This is a genomic window from Planktotalea sp. (assembly GCF_965659345.1).
Classification (GTDB): domain Bacteria; phylum Pseudomonadota; class Alphaproteobacteria; order Rhodobacterales; family Rhodobacteraceae; genus Planktotalea.
Genome location: NZ_CBFHVK010000011.1, coordinates 1 through 26532, shown reverse-complemented (window position 1 = coordinate 26532; position 26532 = coordinate 1). Strand labels below are relative to the sequence as shown.

The window sequence follows — 26532 nt, the reverse complement described above, 5'->3', positions numbered from 1 at the left end:
ATTTTTAGAAAAAGGAAGCAATCAAGCTTTTGGGTGCGCGCGGTCATAGACTTCCATAAGGCGCGCTGTATCGACTGCGGTATAAGCTTGTGTTGTTGAAAGCGACGAATGGCCGAGTAGTTCTTGAATTGAGCGCAGATCTCCTCCTGCGCTTAGCAGATGCGTTGCAAAGCTGTGTCGCATGGCGTGCGGTGTTGCCGTGGCGGGCAGGCCAAGTTGCATACGCGCTTTTGCCATCACCTGTTGTACGGCGCGAGAGTTGAGAGCGCCGCCGCGGATGCCGCGGAATAGGGGTGATGTCGGTTCCAAAGGGTGCGGGCAGAGTTTGAGGTAAGCTTGTACTGCTTCTCGCGCGGCAGGCAGGACTGGAACCACACGTTCTTTGCCGCCTTTACCCCGAATGCGAAGACTGTCGGGGAGTGGAACATCGGCACCCGTCAAGCCGAGTGCTTCGGAAATTCGCAAGCCACAGCCATAGAGCAGTGTAAGGACGGCACTGTCGCGTGCTGCAACCCAAGTGTGTGAGGTTTGATATTCAACCGTCTCGATCATCGCTTTAGCGGCATCCACGGCTAACGGGCGAGGGAGCTTCTTTTGAAACTTGGGTGCGCGTATGGTGAGAACGGCGGTAGGTTCAAAACCTTCGCGTTCAGCAAGCCAGCGGTAAAAGCTTTTCACGGACGAGAGTTTGCGCGCTAAAGATCGCGCACCGACATCCGTGCCACGCGTTGCAGCCATCCATGCGCGCATGTCGCGTGTTGTGATACGAGACAAGGCTGCGAGACCTTGCGATTCGCTTTTGTAACTTGTCATGAAAGCAATGAAATCGGCCGTGTCAGCGTTGTACGCCTTGATCGTGTTTTCAGACGCGCCTTTCAGAGATTTTTGCGTTTCCAACCAGTGTTGAAGCGCATCGCGGGCTTGGGGTGAGATCAGGCTCACGAAAGCCAGCGGCGCATTGCGCGTTCAAACACGCCACCGAAAAAGGCGAGAAGGTCCGAGCCTTGTTGTGGCGTAAATTGATGCGGGTCTTCTGCGCCCATCACCAACATGCCGGGCAGGCGGCCTACGCCGAAATCAAGTGTGAGGCAAGCTTCAGAGCGCACCCAGCCTGCGGCTTCGCCGTAAATCGCGTTATCGCCTTCGGACATTTGGCGAAGCGTGACATTGCGAGAGGGTCGATCTGGGTGGCCACCCAGATATGTCGCGATGAAACCGGGTTCAGCGACACAGAGCACATCAGATAGCTTACTGACTGCGGGTTCGTCTTCGGCCTGCACGGATTCGAGGACGAGGCGGATGCAATCAACCCGCAGAATTTCTGCGACTTCGCCGCCAAGATCTTTGAGGAAGGTTTCAAAATCAACGGGATCAAGCATGCGCAGGATCGCACGGTGCACTTGGTTGGTGCCCGCAAGGTTCTCGTAGGCAGCAGCAATCACTGAGCGGTGCGTGTCTTCTAGGCGATCGAGGCGCGCTTCCAAGCGCTCCATCGCGATGCCGCGCAAATCGACTATATTGCCGCCCATTGCGCGTTCATTGGCTTCGATCAAAGCCTTCATCAAATCCTTGTCTTCAAGGATAACATCAGGCCGTGTGATGATCCGCTCGCGCAGATCATCTGTCATTTTTGCGGTGGTGTTCATGCTGCTCTCGTGTCTTTTTCTTTTGCGTATAGCACAAGAGCTGGGAAATCAGAGAATATTCTGACCCGTTTTTGCCCAATCGGCCATGAACTGTGCCAGACCTGCATCGGTCAGCGGGTGATCGGCGAGCTTTTTGATCACGGCAGGAGGCGCTGTGATGACGTCTGCGCCAATCAACGCAGAGTCCAAAACGTGGTTCACAGTGCGGATCGATGCGACAAGAATTTCAGTGTCGAATGCGTAATTATCATAGATCGTGCGGATATCGTTGATCAAATCCATGCCATCGATGTTGATGTCATCCAAGCGACCCACGAATGGCGAAATGAATGTTGCGCCAGCTTTTGCGGCAAGCAACGCTTGGTTTGCAGAGAAGCAAAGCGTGACGTTTACCATTGTACCCTCGGACGAAAGCGTCTTGCAGGTTTGCAGGCCTGCCCACGTGAGCGGCACTTTGACGGTAATGTTGTCCGCGATTTTCGCGAGCTTACGCCCCTCGGCGATCATCTCATCCGCTTCGGTTGCGACGACTTCAGCGGAGACGGGACCATCGACCAATGCAGCAATCTCTTTGGTCACTTCGAGAATGTCACGGCCGGATTTCATGATCAAGGAGGGGTTGGTCGTCACACCATCCACCATGCCAAGGTCATTGAGTTCAGCAATTTGATCGATTTCTGCGGTGTCTACGAAAAATTTCATGTGTTTGTGTCCTTAGTGGGGGGTTGGCGTCGGTTGGCTGAGGCTTTACCCCATATAGGTATGAGCGAAAAGCCCTCACATGACAGCGCTAACGAGGCGCAAACAGACTTCTTTCATGAAGGCCAGCTGGTCGGCGTTTGGACAACGCAGCCTTTGGGGCGGCGTCTTGATTATAAAGCGCCTGAAGGGGGGTGTTGGCTTGGGGCATTTGTTGAAGTGCCTCTTGGCCCGCGCAAGGTTTTTGGGGTCGTGTGGAGCGCAGGTGCCGGCGATTATGATTACGCTAAGACCCGTTCTGTCATTCGTTCACTGGACCTGGCTCCCATGCGATCTGAATTGCGGGAGTTTCTTGAAAAGGCGGGCGCTTACACGCTGACGGATATGGAAAGCATGTTGCGCCTTGGAGTTCGCGCGCCGGGGCTTGGTGATCCGCCTTCAATGCGCAAAATTTATCGAAAAGGGGACACAGAGCCCGATCGCATGACGGAACCGCGTGGTCGTGTGTTGGATGCGTTGCAAGAGTACGGTGATCTTTCGTTTACCTTGAAAGAACTCAGTGAAGCGGCAGGTGTAACGTCATCCGTTGTGAAAGGGTTGGTCAAACTCGGGGCTGTGCATGAAGAAGATACGCCGCGCGATTTGCCGTTCCCGCGTTTGGATGCAGACATGCCGAGCAAAGCTCTTGCGCCAGATCAAGCGGAGGCGGCAGAGCTTTTGCGCGCAGGCATAAGGTCAGGCGAGTACGGCACAACCTTGCTACGCGGTGTGACGGGATCGGGTAAAACGGAAGTCTATTTGGAAGCCGTTGCGGAGTGTTTGCGCAAAGGGCGGCAAGCTTTGGTGCTCTTGCCTGAGATCGCTTTGACGGCAGAGTTTTTGACACGTGTTCAAGAACGATTTGGCGCAAAGCCAGCAGAGTGGCATTCAGGTGTCACGATGACAGAGCGACGACGTACCTGGAAAATGGTCGCTCAAGGCGGTGCGCAATTGGTTGTCGGTGCGCGCTCTGCTCTATTTCTACCGTTTCGTGATCTTGGATTGATCGTGGTCGATGAAGAACATGACACGTCTTACAAGCAAGAGGACGGCGTTCTTTATAACGCGCGCGACATGACGGTTCTGCGTGCGTCCATTTGTAATGCTCAGGTAATTTTAGCCAGCGCCACACCAAGCCTTGAGAGTTGGGCAAATGCTGAGGCGGGGAAATATACGCGGATTGATCTGACGTCACGCTTTGGCGACGCGGTAATGCCGGACATGCGCGCGATTGATATGCGCGGTGTTAAACTGGCTGGTAATCGTTGGATTTCACCGCTGTTGAAGGCTGAAGTGGATGCACGTATTGCGTCTGGTGAGCAGGCTTTGCTGTTTATCAACCGACGCGGTTATGCGCCGGTGACAATCTGTAGGGCCTGCGGACATCAGATTGGCTGCGATCATTGTGACGCGCGAATGGTGGAGCACCGGTTTCAGAAACGCCTTGTCTGTCATCAATGTGGTGAAAGCAAAGCGATGCCTGAGGCGTGCCCATCGTGTGAGGCACAAGATCGTCTTGCCGCAGTTGGGCCGGGCGTCGAGAGATTGGCGGAAGAAGCTGCAGAACTTTTCCCTGATGCGCGTATCGCGACGCTAAGTTCTGACATGTATGGCTCTGCGCGTGCACTTAAAGCAGAGATCCTCGGGATCGCAGAAGGCGCGGCGGACATAATAATTGGGACGCAATTGGTCGCAAAGGGGCACAATTTTCCATTGCTCACGTTGGTCGGTGTGATTGATGCTGATCTTGGCTTGCAAGGGTCTGATTTGCGCGCGGCAGAGCGCACGTTTCAATTGATGCGCCAAGTTGCAGGACGGGCAGGGCGTTCGAGCAAACGTGGCACGGCGCTGATGCAAACCTATCAACCAGACCATCCTGTTATTCGTGCCATTTTGGCGGGTGATGAAAATGGGTTTTGGACAGCAGAAGCGGCGGAGCGACGCGCGGCGACCGTGCCTCCATACGGGCGGATGGCGGGTATAATTTTGTCATCGCCGGACGTTCAGGATGTGTTTGACTTAGGCGCGGCACTCGCTCGCTTGGATGGTCCGTTACGACAGATTGGAGCCCAAGTGTTTGGCCCAGCCCCTGCGCCCATCGCGCGGGTGCGTGGCCGACATCGCGTTCGTTTATTGGTGAAAGCAGATAAGAACGCACCGTTGCAGCGCGCGTTGAAAGCGTGGGTCAAGCAAGTGAAGGTGCCAACGCATGTTCGTTTGAGCATCGATATTGACCCACAGAGCTTTTACTAGCCAAATGGCCCGATTATTGGCGAAAGTTGCAAGGCCACCTCTGCAAAATTGCGTTAAATATTCTCTTGCTGTTTAGACCAACTTTATTATCGTAAGCAAAGTTGGGGATATGATATTGTCGGGGGACAGTTATCAACAAGAACTGGGATGACTTGCGATATTTGCTCGCATTGGAGCGGACGGGATCCGCTCAAGCTGCGGCAGATTTACTTCGCACAAGCGCGACAACTGTGTCGCGCAAAATTTCGGCTATTTCTGAGCGGCTCAACGAACAGGTGGTGGTAAAGACCAACAATCAATGGGTTTTGACGCCGCTTGGACGTCGCCTTTTTAACATTGGTGTGAGGCTTGAGAAGTCGATTGCTGACTTGGGGGATGGATATATCTCTGGAGAGCATTCAGGCGAAATTATGATTACAAGTTTGGATTTTATTAACCGGACAATTTTATTCCCGCGCTTGCATGACTTTCATACGAATTATCCTGCGATCAAATTGAATCTGCATAGCTCGAACGCCAACTTGAGTTTAGCATTCGGTGAGGCTGATGTTGCAATCCGTCTTGCGCGGCCGACGTCAGGTCGACTTCATGCTAAAAAGTTATCTGATCTGAAATATTCGTTCTTCTGTCCCAAAGGTGGCAAAGCAACCGAGTGGATCGGGCGTGAAGAAAAGCTTGGTTGGATTCCCGAAGTGAAAATGGCTGGTGACTATTTAGAGACGCCGCCGATCTTGCGCGTGACTGACCATAAAGCGGCGCTGGATGCATGCAAAAGACTTAAGGTTGCTGCGGTTCTTCCTGAGATGATGGTCCATGGGGACGCAGAAATAGAGCGGATGCCGGACACCCCAACGACCGTTCGTGAAGCTTGGCTGGTTACACATGAGAGCCGTTTAAAAGACCCAAAGCTCAATGTTGTAAAGCAATGGATCGAGGCGTGTTTCGCAGACTTTCAATCCGGGCAAAACGAGGCCCACTAGATTTCAACATGGCCACTATTATCCAATCGCGCACTTAACCAAGTTGCTGTGCCTAGGTCTTGTAAAATCTGAGAGGCTTTGTGTTTGAGCGGATGATTTGCCCTTTGGCCTCTAGGTCAAGTTGAACTGTCTTTGCCCACCACCCAGCGGTTTTGCCATCGGGAAATAGTTTTGGCGATAGATATGTTTTTACAGTTTCGACAATCTCATCAAAGGTCCCGCCCGGCGCTGTTTCTGGCAAGGCCTTCAAGAGCGCGTCGTACATATCATTGTATTTATCCGCTCGCACGGTTTCCGTACGACCAGGGGTGTTGATGTTGCGAACAGTGATTTTTTCAGAACTCATGACGTTGAGGTTACCAAATTTTTGGTACTCAGCCAAGGCTGGCTAGCGGGGTATGCTAACACAAGCAAGGGACCCGCAGGTTGAGAGAGCCTTAAAACCAATGTGCTTAAGTGCAGCCTTAGGTGAGCGATAGAGTAGGGCAAGACGCTCACTTAGATCCAATTTTACAGCCCGATGCCGGACGAGCGCTTGGTCAAACACGCTAAAATAAGGCTCGCCAATCACCAAGCTTCACCCTATTGCAAACCCATGAAACCAGTCACCCTTCACGATGCGCAAGCCCTGCCACTTTGGCGCAGACCCATTGCGCTTTTATTTGTCATGGCCGTGGCGATGCCGATTGCGTTTTCAACTTGGTCTGCTTTGCTCAATAACTTCGTTATAGAAGCCGCTGGTTTTGATGGCTCTGATATCGGTTGGTTGCATAGCGTGCGTGAAATTCCGGGATTTTTCGCGATTGGTGTTATTGCGATCATCATTTTCATGCGTGAACAGGTCTTGGGGTTGGTGTCATTGATCATGCTTGGCGTTGCGTCTGGAATTACGGCTTGGTTTCCCTCCATGAGCGGTATTTTGACCCTGACGATGCTGAGCTCGATCGGGTTTCACTACTATGAAACGGTTAATCAATCGCTGCAGCTTCAATGGATTGACAAGGCACGCGCGCCACAAATGCTTGGCTGGCTTTTGGCGGCCGGTTCGGGTGCTACTTTGCTTGCGTATGTTGCAATTGTGCTGACGTGGGAAACTTTGGGCTTGAGCTATAACTCGGTCTATTTGGTGTCGGGTGGACTGACGGCGTTAATCGCTTTGGCTTGCTTTTTTATCTATCCGCAGTTCGACGCGCCGCATCCGCAGGTTAAAAAGATGATCCTGCGCAAGCGTTATTGGCTATACTATGCGCTACAATTCATGTCTGGCGCACGGCGTCAGATATTTATGGTCTTTGCCGGCTTTATGATGGTTGAGCGTTTTGGGTTTGAAGTACACGAGATCACGGCGCTCTATCTTATAAATTTGGTGATTAATATTTTTGTCGCCCCATTGATGGGCCGCGCGGTGGCGCATTTCGGTGAACAGCGTACGTTGATGTTTGAATACGCAGGTCTCGTGGCGGTGTTCCTTGCCTATGGCGGGATTTATTGGTTCGGCTGGGGCGTTTTGATCGCGGCTGGGCTATATGTGGTCGATCACATCTTTTTTGCGCTCGCGCTTGCCCTAAAAACCTATTTTCAGAAAATTGCGGATCCCGGCGATATTGCACCAACGGCTGCAGTTGCTTTCACCATCAATCACATCGCTGCGGTGTTTTTGCCTGCATTGCTCGGGTATCTTTGGCTTACATCGCCATCTGCAGTATTTGTTCTTGCGGCAGGTATGGCGAGCATATCGCTGCTTTTGGCACTTCTGATCCCGCGTCACCCTGCACCGGGGAACGAGACCCGTTTGACCAAGCCCGTCCCAGTTGCGGCAGAATAACTTTAGAAAGATCCCTCGTATGAGCATCACTTACACAGCATTGACGACCCTGATGGGCAAAGACCAAGCAGAGCGTTTAGGCGAAGCAATGGAACGCCTAAACCCTGAACCCACTGGGATCGGTGTGTTCGAAGTCGAAGATGGGTCAGGCTTATGGGAAGTGGGGGGCTACTTCATCGAGATCCCTGATGCTGCAGCGCTTGATCTATTGGCAGCTGCTTTTGCTGCAAAGCCGTTTGTTGTGTCTGAGGTGCCAGAAACAGATTGGGTCGCGCACGTGCGCCGCGAGCTTGCGCCGGTACATGCCGGTCGTTTCTTTGTATATGGCAGCCATGACGCAGATCAGGTGCCTGAAGGGTGTGAACCATTGTTGATCGAGGCGGCGATGGCCTTTGGCACAGGGCATCACGGGACAACATTGGGTTGCTTGCGCGCACTAGATCGTCTTGCGGGTGAGGGCTTTGTCGGGAAATCCGTCGCCGATATAGGCTGCGGTACAGCAGTTTTGGCCATGGGCGCCGCGCGTATCTGGCCAAATGTGGTGCTTGCAAGTGATATCGATGAGGTCGCAGTCGATGTGGCCAAGGTCAATGTTTCAGCAAATGGGCTGGATGGACGCGTGAAATGTGTCGAAGCTGCTGGGTTTGATAACCCTGAGTTGAGTGCTGCGGCCGCTTTCGATCTGATCTTCGCAAACATCCTAAAAGGGCCGCTCATTATGCTCGCACCGGAGATGTGCGCGAATCTAAAGGCGGGTGGCTACCTGATTCTCTCGGGCATTTTGAATGAACAAGCTGACGAAATCATCGATGTTTATGCAGGTTTTGGAACCAATCTTACCTATCGTGAAGAGATTGGCGAATGGTCGTCACTAACACTTCGCAAAGCGGACTAAATTCAGAGCATTTATGACGAAGTTGCCGCATTTGCCCAGATTTTGCCACAATTTAAATTTATGAGTATCGCGTACGATTGGTGGGGGCCAATCACTAGGAGGCTGCCATGGGTGTTTCTCTGCTTAAGAAAAAAACTGGTTTTGTGCTGTTGCCGGATAGTCAACGGCAGGCGACCTCCCAGTACTCGACGATCGTTGATAAAAACGGTCTAATCCAGGTCGTTCCGCGTAAAAAGTCGCGGCGGTCTTTTGGTGCCCCTATACGTTTAATTCTCTTGTTCGGTGTCTTAATAACGATCTTCAAGGCGCTTGCGGTCTTGAATGTTGGTCTCACAGCTTACGAAGAGCAACTCACCGCTCTGTCGTCAGGTAATATAGTTGAGCAAGTCGGATCAGTTCTTCTCAGTGTTGATCCTCTCACAAATGCGGTCATCCAAGGGATCGCACCTCTCATACGATAGTCGCTTCCAAGACTAGTTGCGCATTGATCCGCGCAAAGGAAAAGCCGCTGCAAATTATGCAGCGGCTTTTTTTCATTCAAATGAAAGAGCGTCTTTAGACGCGAAAGGTGCCTTGAGCAACGTCGTCGATGTCGCCACGGCACAGGCCAATATCTTCCAGCTCACGTGTGCTGAGTGCGTTGAGCGACTTGCGTGTTTGGCGCGCGTCATTCCATGTGGAGATTGCGCCCAAGACATTGGTAAGCGCTGAAAATCCGCCACCAGAGACGTATGTTGTGCGCGTGCTGTCAATTGCAGCCATGATCGTATTCCTTTGATGCGGACCGCTTCTTGAGCCGGTCAATGATGTGTTCTGAGGCCCACTTAGGAGGGAAGATGACGCTCGACAAGCAAGCATTTTTGCATGGGAGATATGACTGAATTGCATAGCGAAAATTGGTGCTAACACGCAGTAAAAGAAGGTGAATCTTTGGCTATAAGTGTGTCGTGTTTGGGGCGTTGAGTGACGATTTTGACTGCTTTGAAAGATCACTATGTCGCTTTCGGGTCACCAGTGGATAAATCCGACATTTGTTAACTTTCCTTTTCCTTTTGTTCGCGTTTCGTGCTACTGCATCAAAAAAACAACACGTCGTGTAACACGCAACAAAAGGTGCAGAGCAGTATGCGCGTTTTAGGGATCGACCCGGGGCTTCGTAACATGGGCTGGGGCATGATTGAGGTCGATGGAAGCCGCATGCGCCATCTTGGCAATGGGGTCTGCAAATCTGAAGGCAAGGATTTGGGCCTTCGGTTACTGTCTTTGCATCGTCAGTTGAGCGAGATTGTGCGAGAGTACAATCCCGATACAGCAGCGGTCGAACAGACCTTTGTAAACAAAGACGGGGCTGGAACGCTTAAACTTGGCCAAGCACGTGGCATTGCCTTGTTGGTACCTGCGCAAGCTGGCCTCGAGATTGGTGAATATGCCCCCAATAAAGTTAAGAAAACAATCGTGGGCGTCGGGCATGCCGCAAAGGAGCAGATCCAACATATGGTAAAACTACAGTTGCCCGGTGTTGTGTTGAATGGTCCGGACGCGGCTGACGCACTTGCGATTGCAATGTGCCACGCGCACTATACGCGCTCAACGCGGGTTTGGGAAAAGGCGAAAGAGGCGGCGAACGGATGATCGGTAAACTCTCAGGACGCATAGATTACCGCAGTACCGATCACGTGCTGATCGATGTGCGTGGCGTCGGATATATGGTCTATTGCTCGGATCGCACTTTGGCAGGTTTGCCGGGTGCAGGTGAGGTTGTCGCACTTTATACGGATCTGTTGGTGCGCGAAGATAACTTGCAGCTTTTCGGCTTCACGTCGCTCGTTGAAAAAGAATGGCATCGCTTGCTGATGAGCGTTCAAGGCATTGGCGCGAAAGCGTCTTTGGCGATACTTGGAGCTTTGGGCGCGGATGGTGTGAGCCGAGCGATTGCTTTGGGAGATGTCACTGCGATTAAGGCAGCAAAGGGCGTTGGCCCCAAGACAGCGCAGCGCGTTGTTATTGAATTGAAAGACAAAGCGCCCGGCGTGATCGCAATGGGAACGGGATCGCCCGCAGAAGCGATGGGCGAGGTGCCTGCGTCTGATGATTTCGATGTGATTGAGACGCCAAAGCGCAAGAGTGCTGCGCCGAATGCGTCTGCTCAAGCTGAAGCTTTGTCGGCTTTGGGCAATCTGGGCTATTCACCCTCTGATGCGGCGGGCGCTGTGGCAGAAGCTGCTGGAGTGGAGCCTGACGCAGATGTGTCGAGCTTGATCCGTGCGGCGTTGAAACTGCTTGCGCCAAAGTCATGAACCGCTCGTGCTCAACCGCTCTGACCGACATTTTCGCAGAAAAGAATGCAGATGATTGAACCTGATCCAAATCTTCGTCCCGATGCGTTGCCCGAAGACAATGATCGCGCTTTGCGTCCGCAAGCACTTGATGAGTTTATTGGCCAAGCGGGCGCGCGCGCGAACCTAAAGGTGTTCATTGAAAGTGCGCGCCGTCGCGGGGAAGCGATGGATCATACGTTGTTTCATGGTCCGCCGGGTCTCGGTAAAACCACGTTGGCGCAGATTATGTCGCGCGAATTAGGCGTATCTTTTCGCATGACCTCCGGCCCCGTTTTGGCGAAAGCGGGGGATTTGGCCGCGATCCTAACCAATCTTGAAGCGCGAGACGTTCTGTTTATCGATGAAATCCACCGATTGAACCCAGCTGTTGAAGAAGTCCTTTATCCGGCGATGGAGGATTTTGAGCTGGATTTGGTGATCGGAGAAGGGCCAGCCGCACGAACTGTGCGCATAGAATTGCAGCCCTTTACACTGGTTGGCGCGACCACACGGCTTGGCCTGTTAACCACGCCGTTGCGGGACCGTTTTGGAATTCCAACGCGCTTGGAATTCTATACAGAGGATGAGCTTTACACGATTGTTGAGCGCAATGCGCGCAAGCTGGGCGCGCCTGCGGATGAGGGGGGCGCGCGTGAGATTGCGAAACGTGCGCGAGGAACGCCTCGGATCGCCGGGCGTTTGTTGCGCCGCGTTGTGGATTTCGCGGTTGTCGAGGGAGATGGCCGCGTGACCCGTGACTTGGCCGACATGGCGCTGACGCGGCTTGGCGTGGACAAGCTTGGCCTTGATGGGGCGGATCGGCGCTATTTGCGTTTGATTGCTGAAAACTATCAGGGTGGTCCTGTCGGAATTGAAACGATGTCCGCAGCCTTGTCTGAAAGTCGTGACGCGCTTGAAGAGGTGATTGAGCCGTTTTTGTTGCAGCAAGGTTTGATCCAGCGCACACCGCGTGGCCGTATGCTTGCGCAAAAGGCATGGACTCATTTAGGAATGGCCGCACCAAAAGGTCCAGAACAAGCTGGGCTTTTCGGCTGAGAGTGCATGGCGCTCCGCGGGGAGTTTATTTGGAAAGATGAAGATCAATGTTGGATGCATCTGAGATTGAGGCGCTCTTCACGCGCTCGGACGAACGTTATGTGTTTGCGCGTTGGGGGCGGGCGATTTCACCAGTCGTGTTTGGCGTGACAGATGAGACGTTGAAGGTGGTCAAAGGGGCGATTGAAGCTGTGTGTTTGGTATCGAACCATCATATGGCAGAAACCGATCCCGAACTGGGCAGCAACGCGATGTTCTTCTTCTTTAATGAGTGGAGCGAGTTGCTGGACGTCCCAAAACTGGATGAGTTGGTACCGGATTTGGCTGGGATGGTCGCGCGGGTTAGCGCGGCAGACGCCAATCAATACCGTGTGTTTCGGTTTGATGAGGAGGGGGCGATCAAGGCCTGCTTTACATTTATTCGGATGGATCAACATATGAGTGATGTGCCTGCGGAGACTTTGGCGCTGAACCAAGCGGTGCAAATGATGGTGCTTTGGTCCGACCGTGCATTCATCAATGCATCGCCTTTGGCAGTCATGGAGGGCGGGGGCGTGATTGTGAAGCCTGAGGTTTCTGGGCTCTTGGCCGCAGCGTATGACGCTGTGATGCCCGTCGCGGCGACTGATCCGAGCCATGCGCTGCGATTGGCAGCGCGCATGCCAAAAAAGCAATAGGGGCGCGGTATGCATGAATTTGGTTTGCGGGTTTATTACGAGGACACGGACCTTGCGGGGATTGTGTACTATGCCAATTATCTACGCTTTATCGAACGTGCGCGCACAGAGTGGGTGCGCGGGCTTGGCGTTGATCAGGTTCGTTTGAAAGAAGAGGATGGTCTCGTTTTTGCTGTGCGGCGGGTGGAGGCGGATTATCTCACGCCTGCGCGTTTTGACGATGAGTTGATCGTTCGCACCACAGTAGAGCAAATGACAGGCGCGCGCATCGTTCTGAAACAGGACGTAACGCGCGGTAAAGACTTGCTGTTCTCAGCGCAAGTCACCCTTGTTGCGCTCACTGTAGGGGGGCAACCGACGAGGCTTCCAGCGAATATCCGCCGAATCGTTCATTGATTTGGGCTGATCTCTAGCTTGTTGCGCGCCAGATATTGGTTTTGTCGCTGGTATCGTTTAAGCTAGTACTCATTAAGAGCCGCATGAGTGGCCGGACTTGAGAAGAGCAGGCAAATGGAAGCAGAAACCCTTGCGATGGCGCAGGAGATTGATTTCTCCATGTGGGCGCTTTTTGCGCGCGCGACGATAACCGTAAAACTTGTGATGATCATGCTGGTCGTGGCCTCGATCTGGGCGTGGTCCATTGTGGTGCAAAAGTACATGCAGTACCGCACGGCGCGCAGTGAGCAAGCCGTGTTTGATCAGGCGTTCTGGTCAGGTGAGCCACTTGATCAGTTGTTCGAGCAGATCGGTGCGCAGCCGAATGGGGCCTCGGAAAAGATTTTCGCGGCAGGAATGACTGAATGGCGCCGCTCACATCGTGTAGATGGTGGTTTAATCGCAGGCGCACAGAGCCGGATTGACCGCTCGATGGATGTGGCGATTGCAAAAGAAGCGGAAGAGCTGCAAGCGGGCCTGTCTGTGCTTGCGACTGTTGGCTCTACAGCGCCATTTGTTGGGCTTTTCGGTACGGTTTGGGGCATTATGAACGCCTTTATCGAGATTGCAGAAGCGCAAAACACCAATCTAGCCGTAGTTGCCCCGGGTATTGCAGAGGCGCTTCTGGCGACGGGTTTGGGTTTGCTCGCAGCGATCCCAGCGGTGATTTATTACAATAAATTCAGTGCGGATAGTGATCGTATCGTTGGTGGTTACGAAGCATTTGCTGATGAATTTGCCACGATTTTATCCCGTCAGTTGGACAGTTAAGCCATGGGTGCGGGCGTTATTCAAAAAGACGGTGGCGGTGGCAAGCGACGTAGGCGGCGTGGCGGACGGGCCAAGCCAATGGCAGAGATCAATGTAACACCGTTTGTGGACGTTATGCTGGTTCTTTTGATCATCTTTATGGTCGCGGCTCCTTTGATGACTGTGGGCGTGCCTGTGGAGCTGCCGAAAACGGCAGCGGGTGCTTTGCCGTCGGATGCGGAAGAGCCTTTGACGGTGACCATTGCTGCGGACGGGCGGATTTTGATCCAAACGACAGAAACACAAAGCGCGGAATTGGTGACAAAGCTGCAAGCCATTGCGGCGGAGCGTGCGAGTACGCGGGTGTACCTGCGCGCGGACGGCGCTGTTGCGTATGAACAAGTCGTTCAAGTTATGGGCGCTTTGAATGCAGGCGGATTTAGCGACATCGGCCTTGTGACAGATACCGGCGGTCCTGAGCTCAACGCCGATCTCGCGGATAACTAGGGCGCGCGCGGTGCAAAAGAGCACCTATATCTCGGCAGGCGGACATGCGCTGCTGCTTGGCTATGCCTTGTTTGGCGGTTTGTTTGATGCAGAACCGCTTGAGCTGCCGACAATGGATATTTCTGTCATTTCAGAAGCGGAGTTCGCAGCGCTTACCGCACCAGCGCAGCCTCCCGATGTTGAACCCATTGCGCCAGAGCCTGTGCTGAGTGCGCCAGAGCCAGCGCTGGAGCCAACACCCGTTGTGCCAGTTCCGGAACCTGCACCAGAACCCACGCCCGAACCGCCACAAATCGTGGTGCCCGAACCGATCCCTGAACCTGTCATCGCGCCAGAGCCTGTTCCCGAACCTACTGTCGAACCAGCGCCTGAGCCAGAAGCGGTGGTTATTCCCGACGCAGCCCCTGATACGTCGTTGCGTCCCAAACCGCGCCCTGCGGACCGCGTTGCGCCGGAAGCGGTGGCCGCGCCTGAGCCGGATGTTGCAATCGACAATACGGCGCAAGAAGCGACGCAACCTGATGAAAACGCAGAACAGGTGGTCGAGGAACAGTCTGAAACGGCACCGGAAGAGGCGGCAACTGAGATTGTGACGGAGGCAGAACAGCCCTCAGCGTCAGCCCCAACATCAACCACGCGCCCTAGATCGAGGCCGCGAGAGAACGCTGCTGCATCTCAGCCTGATACATCAGCTGCGGTGAATGCGGCCTTGGCTGAAGCATTAGGCGAACCAGCAGCCAGCGATGAAGCCAGCGGGCCCACATTGACGGCGGGTGAGACCAACGCATTGCGCCTTGCGGTGCAAAACTGTTGGGTGGTTGATGTGGGCAGTCAGGCTGCAGATGTCACCGTTGTGATTGGCATGTCGATGGACGTGCGTGGCAAGGTTACTCCGGGCAGCTTGCGACTTGTAAGTTCTACAGGGGGTGAAGGGTCTTCGGTGGAAACCGCCTTCCAATCTGCGCGCCGCGCGATTTTGCGCTGTCAGAAGGAGGGCTATGATCTTCCTGAGGACAAATACGAGCAATGGAAAGAGATCGAGATGACCTTCAATCCCAAAGATATGCGCATCAGATGAGTCTCATTGGACACAACACCTAGGCAAGCACATGCCGATGGGCCTTAAAGCCCTTTTTTATAACGCACACACACCGTAGAGTGTGGAAAAAAGAAAAAGCAGGACAGGCAATGACCCTGAGATTAGTTATCGCAGTTTTAGCAATGTGCGCATTGCCATACGCAGCGCTCGCGCAAAGTGGCCCACTTCGCATTGAAATCACCGAGGGTGTGGTGGAGCCGATGCCGTTCGCAGCCCCCAATTTTGTCGCGGAAAGTTCTGCGGCCAATGAGTTTGCAGAACGGCTGGCGCGCGTGGTGGTCAGTGATCTTTCCGGCACAGGGCTGTTTCGCGAGGTGCCACGTGATGCCTACATCAGCCAGTTCACAAGTTTTGATGCACCTGTACAGTACGCCGATTGGAAGGCGATCAACGCACAAGCCTTGGTGACAGGGGCGGTGAACGTCAGCGGCTCTAATCTAAGCGTGAAGTTTCGCGTGTATGATGTGTTTTCTGGTGCTGAACTTGGCTCTGGTCTGCAATTTGCGGGCACCACGCAGGGATGGCGCCGGATGGCGCATAAAGTCGCGGATCAAGTTTATGCGCGTATCACAGGTGAGGATCCATATTTCGACAGTCGTGTCGTTTATGTGTCCGAGCAAGGACCGAAAGACAATCGCCGTAAGCGTCTTGCGATCATGGACTATGACGGCGCGAATGTGCAGTTTCTAACGGGGTCCGAGCATCTTGTGCTTGCGCCGCGCTTTTCACCCACGGGTGATCGTGTGCTCTATACCTCTTACGAGACAGGCTTTCCGCGCATTTACGTTTTAGATGTCGGCAATGTGAAACGCCGTGTTTTGGAAAGTCAGGAAGGCTCCATGAGCTTCGCACCGCGCTTTTCGCCTGATGGTCGGACAGTCGTTTACTCCCTCGCGCGTGGCGGGAATACAGATGTTTACCGCATGGACGTTGCAAGTGGATCCAGCGCGCGCCTGACGTCTGCGCCCTCTATTGAAACTGCGCCAAGTTTTTCCCCGGATGGCAGCCGTATCGTTTTTGAGAGTGATCGCTCCGGTAGCCAGCAAATCTATATTATGAGCGCCAACGGCGGCGAGGCAAAGCGCATCAGCTTTGGCCAAGGACGTTATGGCACGCCGGTTTGGTCCCCGCGCGGCGATCTGATCGCATTTACCAAGCAGTCCAAAGGACGTTTCCACATTGGTGTGATGCGCACAGATGGCTCCGAAGAGCGTTTGCTAACCGCGTCCTTCTTGGATGAGGGGCCGACATGGTCGCCCAATGGTCGCGTCATCATGTTCACCCGAGAGACCCAAGGTGCGAGCGGCTCAGCCTCGCTTTACTCCGTCGATATTTCGGGGCGAAACCTGAAGCGGATCCCAACAACTGGCGGCGCATCCGATCCATCGTGGTCGCCTCTACAACGCTAAATAAACGTCTAAAAACAAACAATAAGCAGTGAGACAGACAAATGAAAATGATCACCAAGGCAGTGTTGCTGACCAGTGTGCTTGCGCTTGCCGCTTGCTCGAACAAATCTGATTTTGAGGGCGATGATTTTGTCGACCTGAACGCAGGCCCAAGCTCTGGCATAGATGATGGTGCTGGCAATGGTTTTGAGGGAACGGGCGGTGTCAACGACCCCACCTCCGTTGCTTTCTTCCAGCAAAGCGTTGGCGACCGTGTGCTATTCGAGGTGGATCAAAGCACATTGAACGGGCAGGGCCGATTGATCCTAGATGGCCAAACACGGTGGCTGACGGAAAATTCCGACTATACTGCGATCATCGAAGGCCACGCTGATGAGCAAGGCACACGCGAATATAACGTCGCGCTCGGCGAACGCCGCGCCAATGCAGTGCGCGATTATCTTGTGTCCAAAGGCATCTCCAGCTCGCGACTTCGTGTTGTGAGTTTCGGTAAGGAACGTCCGATTGAGATTTGCAGCCAAGAGGGTTGCTATGCTAAGAACCGTCGCGCGGTGACTGTGCTTGCCGCAGGGCTCTCTGGTTAATCTGGTTCTAAGGAAAGAGATATATGACGGCGCGTTTGACGAAAGGGTTTGCCGCGGCTGCCTTGTCTCTTTTTATTTGTTCAACGTCTTTGGTTGCGCAAAGCAATACTGAGCAAACCTTAGCGGATATTCGGCAGGATCTTACCGTCTTATCCGTAGAAATGAAGCGTTTGCAGCGGGAGCTTTCGACGACTGGCAGCTCTGCACCTGCCGTCGGTGGCAGCTCTGTGACCGACCGGATCGCTTCTGTCGAGGGAGAGCTGCAACGACTTACAGGTAAGATTGAACAGCTGGAGTTTCGCATCGACTCGATCGTGAAAGATGGAACCAATCGCATTGGCGACCTTGAGTTCCGCTTGGTTGAGCTTGAGGGCGGTGATGTGAGCACGCTCGCTGAGACAAGCACGCTTGGCGGTGGGACTGCACCCAATGCGCCAATCGCTGTGCCGGCACCACGTGGAACCGACTCCGGCGGTGCGCAGCTCGCAATGGGGGAACAGGCGGACTTCGATGCGGCCAAAGCATTGATGGACAGTGGTGATGCGGCAGGGGCAGCGGCTCAATTCGAACTTTTCATACAAAACTTTCCCGGCAGCCCGCTGGAAGGCCAAGCACGCCTTATGCAAGGCGAAGCGTATGACGCGGCGGGCAATACGCGCGACGCGGCGCGCGCATACCTAGAGGGCTACTCGCGGGACCCGTCCAGTGATATCGCACCCGAAGCATTGTTCCGCCTTGGTCGTACATTGGGGCGTCTGGGCAAAGTGTCCGAAGCCTGTGTCACCCTTGGCGAAGTTGGGGTGCGCCATGCCGGGACATCTGCCGCGAGCAGTGCCCAAGCCGAAATGGCCGCGCTGAGCTGCAATTAATGCTCAACACAGCCCTTCTGAGCGGTGATCGTACTTTGGGCGTTGCAGTCTCGGGTGGCAGTGATTCCACGGCACTCTTGAGTTTGATGGCGCAAGCCAAAGGACCAGATGCAATACGCGCCGTGACCGTAGATCATGGTCTACGGGCCGCTGCGAAAGACGAAGCAGGGCAGGTTGCTCAACTCTGTGCGTCGCTGAAAATCTCTCATGAAATCCTCACGCTCAATCTTGAAGATGGTGCCGACCTGCAAGCGCGTGCACGTGCTGGGCGCTATAGCGCTTTATGTGATTGGGCGCAGCGCTCAGGTGTTGCGGCTGTCGCTCTGGGCCACACCAAAGACGATGTTGCAGAGACCTTTTTGATGCGCCTCGCTCGTGGATCGGGCGTGGATGGCCTTGCCGCCATGCCAGAAATCTTCGAACGCCACGGCGTGCGTTTCCTGCGGCCATTGCTTGACGCTGACCGCTTCGAATTGCAAACCTATCTGCGCGCGCAAGGCCTGAGCTGGAGCGAGGATCCGTCCAATAAAGATCCGCGCTTTACACGTGTTCAAATGCGCCAAGCCCAGCCGTTTCTTGATGATCTTGGCCTGACAACACAGCGTTTAAACCAAACGGCCGATTGGATGCGTGCAGCTTCTAAAGTTCTTGAAATGGCCGCAGATACATGGATTTCGCAGAACGCTTGGGGTGATCATGGTGATGCCGTTTTCAATTTCAAAGCCTTGCAAGTGGCGCCTGTGGAAACTGCCGCTCGGGTTTTGAGCCGAGCCCTGTGTAACATCTCGGGCAACCCTTATCGTCCGCGCTTCAGCGCTTTGATCGCACTTCTCTCAAATAACTCTGCTCAAACCCTACACGGATGCATTACCTATCATCATGGAGACACTTTGCGGCTCACACGAGAGCCCAGTGCGATCAAAGAAGATGAGATGCGATGGAAGATCACAGGCCCACTTACCGCAACGCATGTGATCAAACCTCTAAGAGAGAGCGACTTTACCTATATGCCCGATTGGCGAGACACGGCTCTCGTGCCGCGCCGCTCACTTTTGGGAACGCCGGTTATTTGGCAGAATGAGACCTTCGTAGCAGCCCCAATTGCACAGCCTGACCCTGTTTGGAGCGCAAGCGCCGCAAATCCGCTTCATTTTTCCAAATAAACTCAAATGCGGACGGTGTTCAGCTGCGTGACGCTTTTTCAGCAATACCAGAGGTGCCTACGCGTTGCGCCAACACCTCCTCGACCTCTGCGAGTGACACATCGCGCGCAGCGAGCATGACCAGCAAGTGATAAAGCACATCGGCCGCCTCAGAACGCAAAGCTGCTTTGTCGCCCTTTACAGCTTCGATGATTGCTTCAATCGCCTCTTCACCAAATTTCTCGGCGCATTTTTCAGGCCCTTGTGCCAGCAGCTTTGCGGTCCAGCTTTCAGTGCCACCTTCTGCCTTGCGTGCTTGGATCGTTGCGAATAGGTCGTGCAAAACGCTCATGTCAGCCTCACTGGAATACCTGCGGCGGCCATATGCGCCTTTGCTTGAGCAACCGTATATTCGCCAAAGTGAAAGATAGACGCGGCAAGAACCGCACTTGCGCCGCCTTGTGTGACGCCCTCGACCAGATGATCAAGATTGCCCACACCGCCAGAGGCGATCACAGGCACATTCACAGCATCTGAAATTGCGCGTGTGAGGGGGAGATTGAAGCCCGATTTTGTTCCGTCGCGATCCATCGAGGTGAGCAAAATCTCACCCGCGCCTTTTTCAGCGACGCGGATAGCGAATTCAACAGCGTCGATTCCGGTTGATTTACGCCCGCCATGGGTGAAAATCTCCCAACGGCCCGGAGCGACGGTTTTCGCATCTATGGCGCAGACAATGCATTGGCTGCCGAATTGATCTGCGGCTTCGCTCAAGACATCAGGCCGCGCCACCGCGGCAGAGTTGAAGCTTACCTTGTCAGCGCCTGCAAGCAAAAGTGCACGTACATCGTCCACTTCGCGCACGCCGCCACCCACTGTTAAAGGAATATAGCATTGCTCTGCCGTGCGCTGCACAACGTCAAACATTGTGCCGCGGTTTTCATGCGTGGCGTGAATGTCGAGGAAGCAAAGCTCATCTGCGCCCGCAAGATCATAAGCGCGCGCGCTTTCTACGGGGTCGCCCGCATCGCGCAAGCCGACAAAATTCACACCTTTGACGACGCGCCCGTCGGCAACATCGAGACAAGGGATGATGCGGGTTTTAAGCATCGCCAAACACCTTCAGCGCGTCCGCCAAATCAAGCGCACCATCATAGAGGGCGCGACCCGAAATTGCGCCATTCAGATCGGCTCCACAATCGCGCAACGCGATCAAATCCTCTAAGGAGGATACGCCGCCAGAGGCAATCACAGGGATAGAGACGGCACGCGCCAAGGCCGCCGTTGCGTCAATGTTGGGTCCTTGCATCGCGCCATCGCGATTGATGTCTGTGTAAATGATTGCCGCAACACCCGCGTCCTCGAACGAACGTGCGAGGTCTGTGACTTCAACGTCAGTTTCTTCAGCCCAGCCTTTGGTTGCGACTTTACCGCCGCGCGCGTCAATGCCAACAGCCACATGTCCCGGAAACGCTTTTGCAGCTTCTCTGACCAGCTCAGGGTTCTCTACCGCGACAGTGCCAAGGATCACGCGCTGCAACCCTTTGTCCAGCCAACGCTCGATCGTTGCCATATCACGGATCCCGCCGCCAAGTTGCGCAGGTACGTTACAGGCTTTCAAAATCGCCTCCACGGGGGCTGCGTTCACTGGTTCACCCGCAAAAGCACCATTAAGATCAACCAGATGCAACCATTCACACCCTGCATTTACGAACTCCAAAGCTTGTGCAGCAGGATCGTCGCTGAACACTGTTGCCTTGTCCATTTCGCCACGCAACAAGCGCACCGCTTGGCCGTCTTTAAGATCAATCGCAGGGTAGAGGATCATCGCGCAAAGCCTTTTTATTACGTGCGCATCCCTTCGCATGAGATTGCCGATTTTGCAACGGGCGTAGCGTCAACTCTTGCTTTGTTGCAGGAGGCCTTGCACTCTTGCGTCAAATAGACGGGAGAAAAAAAGATGAAAGCACTTCTTACAATTGCGGCGGTTTCGTTGGTGACGGCAACAGCGGCATTTGCTGATCCGGTTTTTGGCACATGGCAAACCACAAAAGATGACAATGGCAACTCAGGCCTCATCACCGTTTCGGCTTGTGGTAGCAAGATCTGCGGTGTTTTGACCAAGTCATTCGATGCAAACGGCAAAACGTTTATCTCCGAGAACCAAGGACGCAAGCTCATCTGGGACATGGTGAACACAGGTGCTGGCAAATATGGCAAAGGCAAAGCCTATTCGCCTGACCGCGATAAAACCTATAACGGAAAGCTGAAGCTATCTGGAAACAAGCTTACCGTTCAGGGCTGCGTTCTTGGCGTGTGTCGTGATGGTGGCACTTGGAGCCGAGTAAACTAAAGGTTTACGGCGTCCATGTCAGAAAGTTAGAGATAAGCCGCAGGCCCACCTGCTGGCTTTTCTCTGGGTGAAACTGCATCCCCATCATCGTGTCGCGACCGACAATTGCAGTGATGTCACCTGCATAATCTACATGTGCAAGTCGTTCAGCATGTTTGGCGACATTAAAATGGTATGAGTGCACAAAGTATGTGTGGTCACCCGTTTCAACACCGTCAAAGACAGGGTGGGGCGTGTCGATTACAAGATCATTCCAGCCCATATGGGGCACTTTCAGGCTTTCGTCGGACGGGGTGATCTTGACGACTTCGCCATCAATCCAGCCAAGGCCATCAGTCGTTTCGTACTCACGACCCAACGTGGCCATAAGCTGCATACCGACGCAAATACCCAAGAAAGGGCGCGCCTTGACGGTGACCACCTCTTGCAGCGCATCAAACAAGCCACCTGTGCTTTTGAGGGCTTTCACGCAGGCTGGAAAGGCGCCGTCACCGGGCAAAACAATCCGATCAGCGCGTGCTACGACATCAGCGTCACTGGTCACAACGACGTCGCCTGCGTTAACTTCCGCAGCCATTCGCCCGAAGGCTTTTTCGGCGGAGTGCAAATTACCGCTCTCATAGTCAATAATCGCGGTGAGCACTTAAAGCGTTCCTTTGGTCGACGGCACGGCGTCCGATTTACGCGGATCCGTTTCAACTGCGATACGCAACGCGCGTGCGACTGCCTTGAAAGCAGCTTCTGCAATGTGGTGGCTGTTAAAGCCATGCAGTTGATCGACGTGCAGTGTTATCCCACCATGTGTTGCAAAGGCTTGGAAGAATTCGCGCACCAATTCGCAATCAAACGCACCGATTTTTTGGGTTGGGAGGTCTACGTTCCACACCAAGAAAGGCCGCGCTGAGAGGTCTAATGCGCAGCGCACCTGCGCGTCATCCATTGGGAGGTGGCATTCACCATAGCGCCGTATCCCGCGCTTGTCGCCAAGCGCTTCTGCCAATGCCTGCCCCAAAGCAATGCCCGTGTCTTCAACAGTATGGTGATCATCAATGTGCAAATCGCCTTTGGCGCGGATCGTCATATCAATCAAGGAATGGCGCGCGAGTTGATCGAGCATGTGATCAAAGAAGCCAACGCCAGTCTGATTGTCATAGACGCCAGTGCCATCGAGATTGATCTCGACAGAAATATCAGTCTCCGCAGTTGCGCGTGTTACCTTAGCTTTCCGCATCGAGGCGCTCCTTAAAGCATTGCAAGTTAGCGCCCTTATAGCACCCGCGCCGCGCGCGCCAAGCGGTCACGTTTCGCGATTGCGTTGGCGTGACCTTCGTGCCAGCTTTGAAATGAGTATTGGCGCTACGTCACGAAAAGGATCATTCACAATGTCTACATGCGTATTTGTGCAAATTAGGTGCAAACCCGGCACGACTTACACGGTTGCGGAAAAAATCGCATTTGAGGAAATTCACTCGGAGATTTACTCGACCTCAGGCGAGTACGATTTGATTGTGAAGATGTATATTCCTGAAAATGAAGACATTGGGAAATACATCAACGAACACTTGCTGCCAATTGAAGGAATTGAGCGGTCCTTGACGACGATGACCTTCAAAGCGTTCTAAACAACATGCTCGACGGGCTGAAAATCATTGAGATTGAAGGGCTTGGGCCAGCACCTTTCGCGGGGATGATGCTTGCGGATTTGGGTGCAGAGGTCACTGTGATCCACCGCAAAGGAAAAGCAGACAGTATCACGGCTGAGGCCAGTCTACTGGATCGTGGCAAGCGCTCAATTGCGCTTAACCTGAAAGACCCAGCAGATTTGGGCATCGCGCGGGCTCTGATAGCCGCGAGCGACGGGGTGATTGAGGGATTTCGCCCCGGTGTTATGGAACGTTTGGGTTTAGGACCAGAGCAATGTCACGCAAACAATCCCAAGCTGGTTTTTGGCCGCATGACGGGCTGGGGACAAAGCGGTCCGCGCGCGCAACACGCGGGGCATGATCTTAACTATATCGCCACCTCAGGCGCGCTTTACTATGCGGGTTTACCCAATGATGCGCCTGTCACTCCCGCTACTTTGCTGGGCGATATCGGTGGTGGCGCTTTGTATCTTGTAGCGGGCATGCTTGCGGGGATCATCAAGGCAACTCGAACGGGAAAAGGCTGCGTTGTGGATGCAGCGATTGTCGATGGCTCCGCGCATATGATGAACTTGCTCATGGCTTTAGGGCAGGGCGGTGGTTTGTCAGACAAACGGGGCGCGAGCCTTCTGGATGGGCCACATTGGTCGCGCAGTTATATGTGTGCGTGTGGCGGGCATATTGCGGTGCAAGCGCTCGAGCCGCAATTTTATCAATTGTTGCTCCAGGCTTTGGATTTGCAAAGTGATCCGTCGATGGCTGCTCAGCACGATGCGCGGCAATGGGCGGCTCAAACCGCACGGCTTGCTACGATATTTCTGGAAAAATCACGTGCTGAGTGGGCGTCGCATTTTGAAGGGTCGGATGCGTGTGTTGCAGTGGTGCTTAGCCCAATGGAAGCCGCACAAGAGCCCCATATGAAAGCGCGCGGTGTATGGGATGTTAAGAATGGTCACCTACAAGCAAGCGCTGCGCCGCGCTTTGATGGAAAGGTAGCACCCTTGAAAGATGCACCCGCGCGTGATGCGGATAGAGCCGAAATTTTGGCACAACTCAGCCTTTAAGGCGGTGTTTTTGCTTGCAACCCGGCATCGCTTCGCGCGATAGATTGACCCGCGCGGTCCCGTAGCTCAACTGGATAGAGCACCTGCCTTCTAAGCAGGGGGTTGGGGGTTCGATTCCTCCCGGGATCGCCAGTAATTTCAAATTTTTGTGCTTTTGTAACAAAACGAGTTGGAATTGCAGCGGTACTGACTGCCTGAAGGCTGCGATGTAAAAATCACATCGGTGTTGGTTCAAAGAATATCAGCGCTTGGCGGATCTTTCGCTTCTGCTCCCTTCAAACGAAAACACCCGCCTGATTGGGGCGGGTGTGCCGAAGCAATGATCTGCAAGGGATCGGGATCAGTTTGCTGTGATGACGACCTCGACGACACCTTCATCGACCAAAGTCATTTCCATCGTGCCTTCATTGTGGCCAATGTCATAGCGGTTCAGCAAAACTGTGCCAGGACCCGCCGAGATGTCATAGACGCCTTGGATAACCGTATCGCCTTCGGTGTAGTCACCCTTGGCATAGAAGCGCAGAACGTTTGCAAAGACGAACATATCAGCCGAAGCAGTTTCGCCCGCAGCAATCAACACTCCGGGAGGACCGGACTTTCCCAGAACTGGACCGGCAACAGCATCAGGCATTTTGCCGTTCATCGGACGCGGGTCCCCCTCGAGGATCGTTGTGATGTAGGCTTCAGTCATCTTGCCTTCGTCAGTGAACATGATGGGCGCTGCTTTGACAGCATCCAGAACGATTAGTGGTGCGATCACACCTTCAGTCAAGTTGTTGGTTACTTTAAAGTTGTAGTCTTGTGCTGCTGCCGTTGTGGCTGCGCAGGCTGCCAAGGCCACGGCTGTGATAGACGTCTTCATTATGGTCTCCTCCCATTGCGGGAATTTTTTGTCTAACATGCTGTTAAACCTAGAAATCCCGTATTGCTAGGGAGGATATTATAGCTGCTTCAAGTATTTCTAAAACGGAATCGGAAAATACCACTCATTGATATCTTCCATGCTTTGTGAGGGGGGATGCATGTCCATGTATTCATAAGATCAATCATAAGCATTCAATGAATTCAATTCCGAAACGCGCAGATATGGGGTAGCCTCCTCGTTGAAAACACCATGAATGGCCATTTCATATTTTTCTGGGAGGAAAAAATGCGCAAGAAATTAACAGCTCTATATCTGTCCGCGGCTACAGCCTTAACGCCTTTGGCGGCAACGGCTGAACAGCTTGTTTTTGGCACAGGGAATGTCGTAATTCATCCGATCAATCAGCGGATTATGACGCCATGGGCAGAGGCGGTGAACGCTGAAGCTAATGGCGCTGTCGAAGTCAGAGTGCGTCACGGCCAGATGCTTGTGAATGCAGGGAACTACGTCGATCGGGTGCAGGACGATGTTGTTCAGATCGCTTTTGGCATGCTCGTCTTCAATCCGGGCCGCTTCCCGCGCTCATTGGTTTCCACTGTACCCTTCATCGAAGGCTCTGCCGAAGCCAGTTCCTTGGCGTTTTGCCGCCTTTACGAGGCCGGAGCATTTGACGAGGAATTAGCTGATTTCCAACCACTTTTCTTTGTGCCTTTCCCCCAGTCGTCTGCGCATCTTAATGGTGGGCCATTGACCTCGATGTCCGACCTTGAGGGCAAAAAGATCATGGTTGGTAGTCCGATCAGCTCTGCAATCGTGTCAGCCTTTGGCGGCACGCCGCTCTCGAACATTTTGCCTGAACAATACCAAGCTTTGCAACGTGGTACGGCTGATGGCAATTTTATGACGTTTACTGCGTTCCCTGCGTTTAATCTTAACGAAGTGACAACAGATCACCTGCGCTTGCCGCTTGGTGGTGCGACCGGCATGGTGTTTATGGACCGCGCTCGCTTTGACGCCTTGTCGGATGACGCTAAAGCCGCGCTTGGGGCCGACGCCGTTTGTGATAAGACCCGTGAAGTTGGGGCGGAAGTCGACAAATGGGAAGCGGATTCTCTTGGATTTGTTGCCGCTCAAGGCCACACAATCAATGAGATTGATCCGGCGGAATTTGAAGAAATGCGTGCCAATCTAGGCGAAAGCATTTTTGCCACTTTCGCGAAACGCGCGCCTAATGGCGAGGCTTTGCTATCGCAATGGCGCGAGGCCATGGATGCTGCTCGCCGTGAGATTGGCGAAATCGAGTAAAGCGTTCTTTAGTAAACTAATACGCAAACAGGGGGCGTTTCGAGCGGCTTTGTTGCACAAATCGGTCTGAGGCCGATCTCCCCCTTACCCCAGACGGATTTAGCCTACAGCCACGGTAC

Annotated in this window: 32 protein-coding genes and 1 tRNA gene; 22 read left to right on the top strand and 11 right to left on the bottom strand. The window is 53.7% G+C overall.

The genetic code is table 11. The features are described 5' to 3' along the window. Nucleotides 1-21: 21 nt before the first annotated feature. The 3 genes from ACTG3Z_RS10515 to fsa are packed head-to-tail and all read right to left on the bottom strand — an operon-like array spanning nucleotide 22 to nucleotide 2348. Entirely contained in the window at nucleotides 22-942 is a 921-nt protein-coding gene (locus tag ACTG3Z_RS10515) for a tyrosine recombinase XerC (protein ID WP_439143026.1), read from the bottom strand. Beyond that, nucleotides 939-1646, bottom strand: coding sequence for a DUF484 family protein (locus ACTG3Z_RS10510; protein WP_439143025.1), 708 nt, complete (start codon nucleotides 1644-1646; stop codon nucleotides 939-941). The genes ACTG3Z_RS10515 and ACTG3Z_RS10510 overlap by 4 nt, the downstream gene beginning before the upstream one ends. Nucleotides 1647-1694: 48 nt before the next feature. Then, on the bottom strand, nucleotides 1695-2348 hold the full coding sequence (gene fsa / locus ACTG3Z_RS10505; RefSeq protein WP_439143024.1) for a fructose-6-phosphate aldolase: 654 nt from the start codon (nucleotides 2346-2348) through the stop codon (nucleotides 1695-1697). Nucleotides 2349-2408: 60 nt separating this feature from the next. On the opposite strand from fsa, the gene ACTG3Z_RS10500 reads away from it, so the two are divergent. Beyond that, nucleotides 2409-4637 carry a primosomal protein N' gene (locus ACTG3Z_RS10500; RefSeq protein ID WP_439143023.1) on the top strand — a complete coding sequence of 743 codons (2229 nt, stop codon included), beginning with the start codon at nucleotides 2409-2411 and terminating at the stop codon, nucleotides 4635-4637. A 152-nt stretch (nucleotides 4638-4789) separates the two neighbouring features. Further along, nucleotides 4790-5617, top strand: coding sequence for a LysR family transcriptional regulator (locus tag ACTG3Z_RS10495; protein ID WP_439143022.1), 828 nt, complete (start codon nucleotides 4790-4792; stop codon nucleotides 5615-5617). 52 nt (nucleotides 5618-5669) lie between these two features. Here the strand turns inward: ACTG3Z_RS10495 and ACTG3Z_RS10490 are convergent, their stop codons facing one another. Further along, entirely contained in the window at nucleotides 5670-5963 is a 294-nt protein-coding gene (locus ACTG3Z_RS10490) for a DUF6958 family protein (protein ID WP_439143021.1), read from the bottom strand. A gap of 249 nt (nucleotides 5964-6212) precedes the next feature. On the opposite strand from ACTG3Z_RS10490, the gene ACTG3Z_RS10485 reads away from it, so the two are divergent. The 3 genes from ACTG3Z_RS10485 to ACTG3Z_RS10475 all read left to right on the top strand — a co-directional run bounded on the left by ACTG3Z_RS10485 (nucleotide 6213) and on the right by ACTG3Z_RS10475 (nucleotide 8798). Next, nucleotides 6213-7442: an MFS transporter gene (locus ACTG3Z_RS10485; RefSeq protein WP_439143020.1), complete on the top strand. Its 1230-nt coding sequence runs from the start codon at nucleotides 6213-6215 to the stop codon at nucleotides 7440-7442. Between the two features lie 19 nt (nucleotides 7443-7461). Beyond that, nucleotides 7462-8337 (top strand): 50S ribosomal protein L11 methyltransferase, encoded by an 876-nt coding sequence (locus tag ACTG3Z_RS10480; RefSeq protein ID WP_439143019.1) that lies wholly within the window; start codon nucleotides 7462-7464, stop codon nucleotides 8335-8337. A 107-nt stretch (nucleotides 8338-8444) separates the two neighbouring features. After that, complete coding sequence (locus tag ACTG3Z_RS10475; protein ID WP_439143018.1) at nucleotides 8445-8798, top strand: hypothetical protein; 354 nt, start codon at nucleotides 8445-8447, stop codon at nucleotides 8796-8798. A gap of 94 nt (nucleotides 8799-8892) precedes the next feature. On the opposite strand, the gene ACTG3Z_RS10470 is transcribed toward ACTG3Z_RS10475, so the two are convergent. Further along, nucleotides 8893-9099: a DUF1127 domain-containing protein gene (locus ACTG3Z_RS10470; RefSeq protein ID WP_375265688.1), complete on the bottom strand. Its 207-nt coding sequence runs from the start codon at nucleotides 9097-9099 to the stop codon at nucleotides 8893-8895. A gap of 363 nt (nucleotides 9100-9462) precedes the next feature. Here ACTG3Z_RS10470 and ruvC point away from each other — a divergent pair, with 363 nt between their 5' ends. The 12 genes from ruvC to tilS all read left to right on the top strand — a co-directional run bounded on the left by ruvC (nucleotide 9463) and on the right by tilS (nucleotide 19204). Further along, nucleotides 9463-9969, top strand: a complete 507-nt coding sequence (gene ruvC / locus ACTG3Z_RS10465; RefSeq protein WP_439143017.1) for a crossover junction endodeoxyribonuclease RuvC — start codon at nucleotides 9463-9465, stop codon at nucleotides 9967-9969. Continuing rightward, entirely contained in the window at nucleotides 9966-10634 is a 669-nt protein-coding gene (gene ruvA / locus ACTG3Z_RS10460; protein ID WP_439143016.1) for a Holliday junction branch migration protein RuvA, read from the top strand. The genes ruvC and ruvA overlap by 4 nt, the downstream gene beginning before the upstream one ends. Before the next feature lie 51 nt (nucleotides 10635-10685). Beyond that, nucleotides 10686-11711: a Holliday junction branch migration DNA helicase RuvB gene (gene ruvB, locus ACTG3Z_RS10455; protein WP_375266619.1), complete on the top strand. Its 1026-nt coding sequence runs from the start codon at nucleotides 10686-10688 to the stop codon at nucleotides 11709-11711. A 47-nt stretch (nucleotides 11712-11758) separates the two neighbouring features. Continuing rightward, a complete protein-coding gene (locus tag ACTG3Z_RS10450) occupies nucleotides 11759-12388 on the top strand; it encodes a hypothetical protein (RefSeq protein ID WP_439143015.1) in 630 nt (209 codons plus the stop codon). Between the two features lie 9 nt (nucleotides 12389-12397). Next, nucleotides 12398-12784: a tol-pal system-associated acyl-CoA thioesterase gene (gene ybgC / locus ACTG3Z_RS10445; RefSeq protein ID WP_439143014.1), complete on the top strand. Its 387-nt coding sequence runs from the start codon at nucleotides 12398-12400 to the stop codon at nucleotides 12782-12784. 114 nt (nucleotides 12785-12898) lie between these two features. After that, nucleotides 12899-13594 (top strand): protein TolQ, encoded by a 696-nt coding sequence (gene tolQ / locus ACTG3Z_RS10440; RefSeq protein WP_439143013.1) that lies wholly within the window; start codon nucleotides 12899-12901, stop codon nucleotides 13592-13594. 3 nt (nucleotides 13595-13597) lie between these two features. Further along, entirely contained in the window at nucleotides 13598-14080 is a 483-nt protein-coding gene (gene tolR, locus ACTG3Z_RS10435) for a protein TolR (RefSeq protein WP_439143012.1), read from the top strand. Between the two features lie 10 nt (nucleotides 14081-14090). Beyond that, a complete protein-coding gene (locus tag ACTG3Z_RS10430; RefSeq protein ID WP_439143011.1) occupies nucleotides 14091-15158 on the top strand; it encodes a cell envelope biogenesis protein TolA in 1068 nt (355 codons plus the stop codon). Between the two features lie 110 nt (nucleotides 15159-15268). After that, on the top strand, nucleotides 15269-16588 hold the full coding sequence (gene tolB / locus ACTG3Z_RS10425; RefSeq protein WP_439143010.1) for a Tol-Pal system beta propeller repeat protein TolB: 1320 nt from the start codon (nucleotides 15269-15271) through the stop codon (nucleotides 16586-16588). A gap of 41 nt (nucleotides 16589-16629) precedes the next feature. Continuing rightward, complete coding sequence (gene pal / locus ACTG3Z_RS10420) at nucleotides 16630-17172, top strand: peptidoglycan-associated lipoprotein Pal (protein WP_439143009.1); 543 nt, start codon at nucleotides 16630-16632, stop codon at nucleotides 17170-17172. 23 nt (nucleotides 17173-17195) lie between these two features. Beyond that, the gene (ybgF, locus tag ACTG3Z_RS10415) at nucleotides 17196-18041 is read left to right on the top strand and encodes a tol-pal system protein YbgF (RefSeq protein ID WP_439143008.1); all 846 of its coding nucleotides are present in this window, start codon (nucleotides 17196-17198) and stop codon (nucleotides 18039-18041) included. After that, on the top strand, nucleotides 18041-19204 hold the full coding sequence (tilS, locus tag ACTG3Z_RS10410) for a tRNA lysidine(34) synthetase TilS (RefSeq protein ID WP_439143007.1): 1164 nt from the start codon (nucleotides 18041-18043) through the stop codon (nucleotides 19202-19204). The genes ybgF and tilS overlap by 1 nt, the downstream gene beginning before the upstream one ends. A gap of 19 nt (nucleotides 19205-19223) precedes the next feature. Here tilS and ACTG3Z_RS10405 read toward each other — a convergent pair whose 3' ends face one another. From ACTG3Z_RS10405 to hisA, 3 genes are read right to left on the bottom strand one after another with little or no spacing between them, the layout of a single operon-like run. Beyond that, complete coding sequence (locus tag ACTG3Z_RS10405) at nucleotides 19224-19535, bottom strand: phosphoribosyl-ATP diphosphatase (protein WP_439143006.1); 312 nt, start codon at nucleotides 19533-19535, stop codon at nucleotides 19224-19226. Beyond that, on the bottom strand, nucleotides 19532-20293 hold the full coding sequence (gene hisF / locus ACTG3Z_RS10400) for an imidazole glycerol phosphate synthase subunit HisF (RefSeq protein ID WP_439143005.1): 762 nt from the start codon (nucleotides 20291-20293) through the stop codon (nucleotides 19532-19534). Before hisF ends, ACTG3Z_RS10405 begins: the two co-directional genes overlap by 4 nt. Beyond that, nucleotides 20286-21011, bottom strand: a complete 726-nt coding sequence (gene hisA, locus ACTG3Z_RS10395; RefSeq protein ID WP_439143004.1) for a 1-(5-phosphoribosyl)-5-[(5-phosphoribosylamino)methylideneamino]imidazole-4-carboxamide isomerase — start codon at nucleotides 21009-21011, stop codon at nucleotides 20286-20288. The genes hisF and hisA overlap by 8 nt, the downstream gene beginning before the upstream one ends. 132 nt (nucleotides 21012-21143) lie before the next feature. On the opposite strand from hisA, the gene ACTG3Z_RS10390 reads away from it, so the two are divergent. Beyond that, nucleotides 21144-21536 carry a DUF2147 domain-containing protein gene (locus ACTG3Z_RS10390; protein WP_439143003.1) on the top strand — a complete coding sequence of 131 codons (393 nt, stop codon included), beginning with the start codon at nucleotides 21144-21146 and terminating at the stop codon, nucleotides 21534-21536. A gap of 4 nt (nucleotides 21537-21540) precedes the next feature. Here the strand turns inward: ACTG3Z_RS10390 and hisH are convergent, their stop codons facing one another. Then, on the bottom strand, nucleotides 21541-22179 hold the full coding sequence (hisH, locus tag ACTG3Z_RS10385; protein WP_439143002.1) for an imidazole glycerol phosphate synthase subunit HisH: 639 nt from the start codon (nucleotides 22177-22179) through the stop codon (nucleotides 21541-21543). Continuing rightward, the gene (gene hisB, locus ACTG3Z_RS10380; RefSeq protein ID WP_439143001.1) at nucleotides 22180-22767 is read right to left on the bottom strand and encodes an imidazoleglycerol-phosphate dehydratase HisB; all 588 of its coding nucleotides are present in this window, start codon (nucleotides 22765-22767) and stop codon (nucleotides 22180-22182) included. Nucleotides 22768-22918: 151 nt separating this feature from the next. Here hisB and ACTG3Z_RS10375 point away from each other — a divergent pair, with 151 nt between their 5' ends. From ACTG3Z_RS10375 to ACTG3Z_RS10365, 3 genes are all read left to right on the top strand, one after another. After that, nucleotides 22919-23158, top strand: coding sequence for an Lrp/AsnC family transcriptional regulator (locus ACTG3Z_RS10375; RefSeq protein ID WP_375266612.1), 240 nt, complete (start codon nucleotides 22919-22921; stop codon nucleotides 23156-23158). Between the two features lie 5 nt (nucleotides 23159-23163). Beyond that, nucleotides 23164-24243, top strand: coding sequence for a CaiB/BaiF CoA transferase family protein (locus tag ACTG3Z_RS10370; protein ID WP_439143000.1), 1080 nt, complete (start codon nucleotides 23164-23166; stop codon nucleotides 24241-24243). Between the two features lie 55 nt (nucleotides 24244-24298). After that, nucleotides 24299-24375 (top strand) — tRNA-Arg (locus ACTG3Z_RS10365). Nucleotides 24376-24583: 208 nt separating this feature from the next. On the opposite strand, the gene ACTG3Z_RS10360 is transcribed toward ACTG3Z_RS10365, so the two are convergent. Beyond that, the gene (locus tag ACTG3Z_RS10360) at nucleotides 24584-25105 is read right to left on the bottom strand and encodes a hypothetical protein (protein ID WP_439142999.1); all 522 of its coding nucleotides are present in this window, start codon (nucleotides 25103-25105) and stop codon (nucleotides 24584-24586) included. A gap of 288 nt (nucleotides 25106-25393) precedes the next feature. Between ACTG3Z_RS10360 and ACTG3Z_RS10355 the strand changes: the two genes are divergently transcribed. Then, nucleotides 25394-26413: a TRAP transporter substrate-binding protein gene (locus tag ACTG3Z_RS10355; protein ID WP_439142998.1), complete on the top strand. Its 1020-nt coding sequence runs from the start codon at nucleotides 25394-25396 to the stop codon at nucleotides 26411-26413. Nucleotides 26414-26532 lie beyond the last annotated feature (119 nt).

Excerpts from the sequence above, each read along its gene's own strand:
- ACTG3Z_RS10490 (WP_439143021.1), bottom strand. The coding sequence starts at position 5,963 with ATGAGTTCTGAAAAAATCACTGTTCGCAACATCAACACCCCTGGTCGT.
- ACTG3Z_RS10360 (WP_439142999.1), bottom strand. The coding sequence starts at position 25,105 with ATGAAGACGTCTATCACAGCCGTGGCCTTGGCAGCCTGCGCAGCCACA.
- ybgC (WP_439143014.1), top strand. The coding sequence starts at position 12,398 with ATGCATGAATTTGGTTTGCGGGTTTATTACGAGGACACGGACCTTGCG.
- ACTG3Z_RS10500 (WP_439143023.1), top strand. The coding sequence starts at position 2,409 with ATGAGCGAAAAGCCCTCACATGACAGCGCTAACGAGGCGCAAACAGAC.
- hisB (WP_439143001.1), bottom strand. The coding sequence starts at position 22,767 with ATGCGGAAAGCTAAGGTAACACGCGCAACTGCGGAGACTGATATTTCT.
- ruvB (WP_375266619.1), top strand. The coding sequence starts at position 10,686 with ATGATTGAACCTGATCCAAATCTTCGTCCCGATGCGTTGCCCGAAGAC.
- ACTG3Z_RS10390 (WP_439143003.1), top strand. The coding sequence starts at position 21,144 with ATGAAAGCACTTCTTACAATTGCGGCGGTTTCGTTGGTGACGGCAACA.
- ACTG3Z_RS10475 (WP_439143018.1), top strand. The coding sequence starts at position 8,445 with ATGGGTGTTTCTCTGCTTAAGAAAAAAACTGGTTTTGTGCTGTTGCCG.
- tolR (WP_439143012.1), top strand. The coding sequence starts at position 13,598 with ATGGGTGCGGGCGTTATTCAAAAAGACGGTGGCGGTGGCAAGCGACGT.
- hisF (WP_439143005.1), bottom strand. The coding sequence starts at position 20,293 with ATGCTTAAAACCCGCATCATCCCTTGTCTCGATGTTGCCGACGGGCGC.
- ACTG3Z_RS10405 (WP_439143006.1), bottom strand. The coding sequence starts at position 19,535 with ATGAGCGTTTTGCACGACCTATTCGCAACGATCCAAGCACGCAAGGCA.
- ruvA (WP_439143016.1), top strand. The coding sequence starts at position 9,966 with ATGATCGGTAAACTCTCAGGACGCATAGATTACCGCAGTACCGATCAC.
- ACTG3Z_RS10470 (WP_375265688.1), bottom strand. The coding sequence starts at position 9,099 with ATGGCTGCAATTGACAGCACGCGCACAACATACGTCTCTGGTGGCGGA.
- ACTG3Z_RS10450 (WP_439143015.1), top strand. The coding sequence starts at position 11,759 with ATGTTGGATGCATCTGAGATTGAGGCGCTCTTCACGCGCTCGGACGAA.
- ACTG3Z_RS10485 (WP_439143020.1), top strand. The coding sequence starts at position 6,213 with ATGAAACCAGTCACCCTTCACGATGCGCAAGCCCTGCCACTTTGGCGC.
- ybgF (WP_439143008.1), top strand. The coding sequence starts at position 17,196 with ATGACGGCGCGTTTGACGAAAGGGTTTGCCGCGGCTGCCTTGTCTCTT.
- ACTG3Z_RS10510 (WP_439143025.1), bottom strand. The coding sequence starts at position 1,646 with ATGAACACCACCGCAAAAATGACAGATGATCTGCGCGAGCGGATCATC.
- tolQ (WP_439143013.1), top strand. The coding sequence starts at position 12,899 with ATGGAAGCAGAAACCCTTGCGATGGCGCAGGAGATTGATTTCTCCATG.
- tilS (WP_439143007.1), top strand. The coding sequence starts at position 18,041 with ATGCTCAACACAGCCCTTCTGAGCGGTGATCGTACTTTGGGCGTTGCA.
- fsa (WP_439143024.1), bottom strand. The coding sequence starts at position 2,348 with ATGAAATTTTTCGTAGACACCGCAGAAATCGATCAAATTGCTGAACTC.
- hisA (WP_439143004.1), bottom strand. The coding sequence starts at position 21,011 with ATGATCCTCTACCCTGCGATTGATCTTAAAGACGGCCAAGCGGTGCGC.
- ACTG3Z_RS10375 (WP_375266612.1), top strand. The coding sequence starts at position 22,919 with ATGTCTACATGCGTATTTGTGCAAATTAGGTGCAAACCCGGCACGACT.
- ruvC (WP_439143017.1), top strand. The coding sequence starts at position 9,463 with ATGCGCGTTTTAGGGATCGACCCGGGGCTTCGTAACATGGGCTGGGGC.
- tolB (WP_439143010.1), top strand. The coding sequence starts at position 15,269 with ATGACCCTGAGATTAGTTATCGCAGTTTTAGCAATGTGCGCATTGCCA.
- ACTG3Z_RS10370 (WP_439143000.1), top strand. The coding sequence starts at position 23,164 with ATGCTCGACGGGCTGAAAATCATTGAGATTGAAGGGCTTGGGCCAGCA.
- ACTG3Z_RS10355 (WP_439142998.1), top strand. The coding sequence starts at position 25,394 with ATGCGCAAGAAATTAACAGCTCTATATCTGTCCGCGGCTACAGCCTTA.
- pal (WP_439143009.1), top strand. The coding sequence starts at position 16,630 with ATGAAAATGATCACCAAGGCAGTGTTGCTGACCAGTGTGCTTGCGCTT.
- ACTG3Z_RS10480 (WP_439143019.1), top strand. The coding sequence starts at position 7,462 with ATGAGCATCACTTACACAGCATTGACGACCCTGATGGGCAAAGACCAA.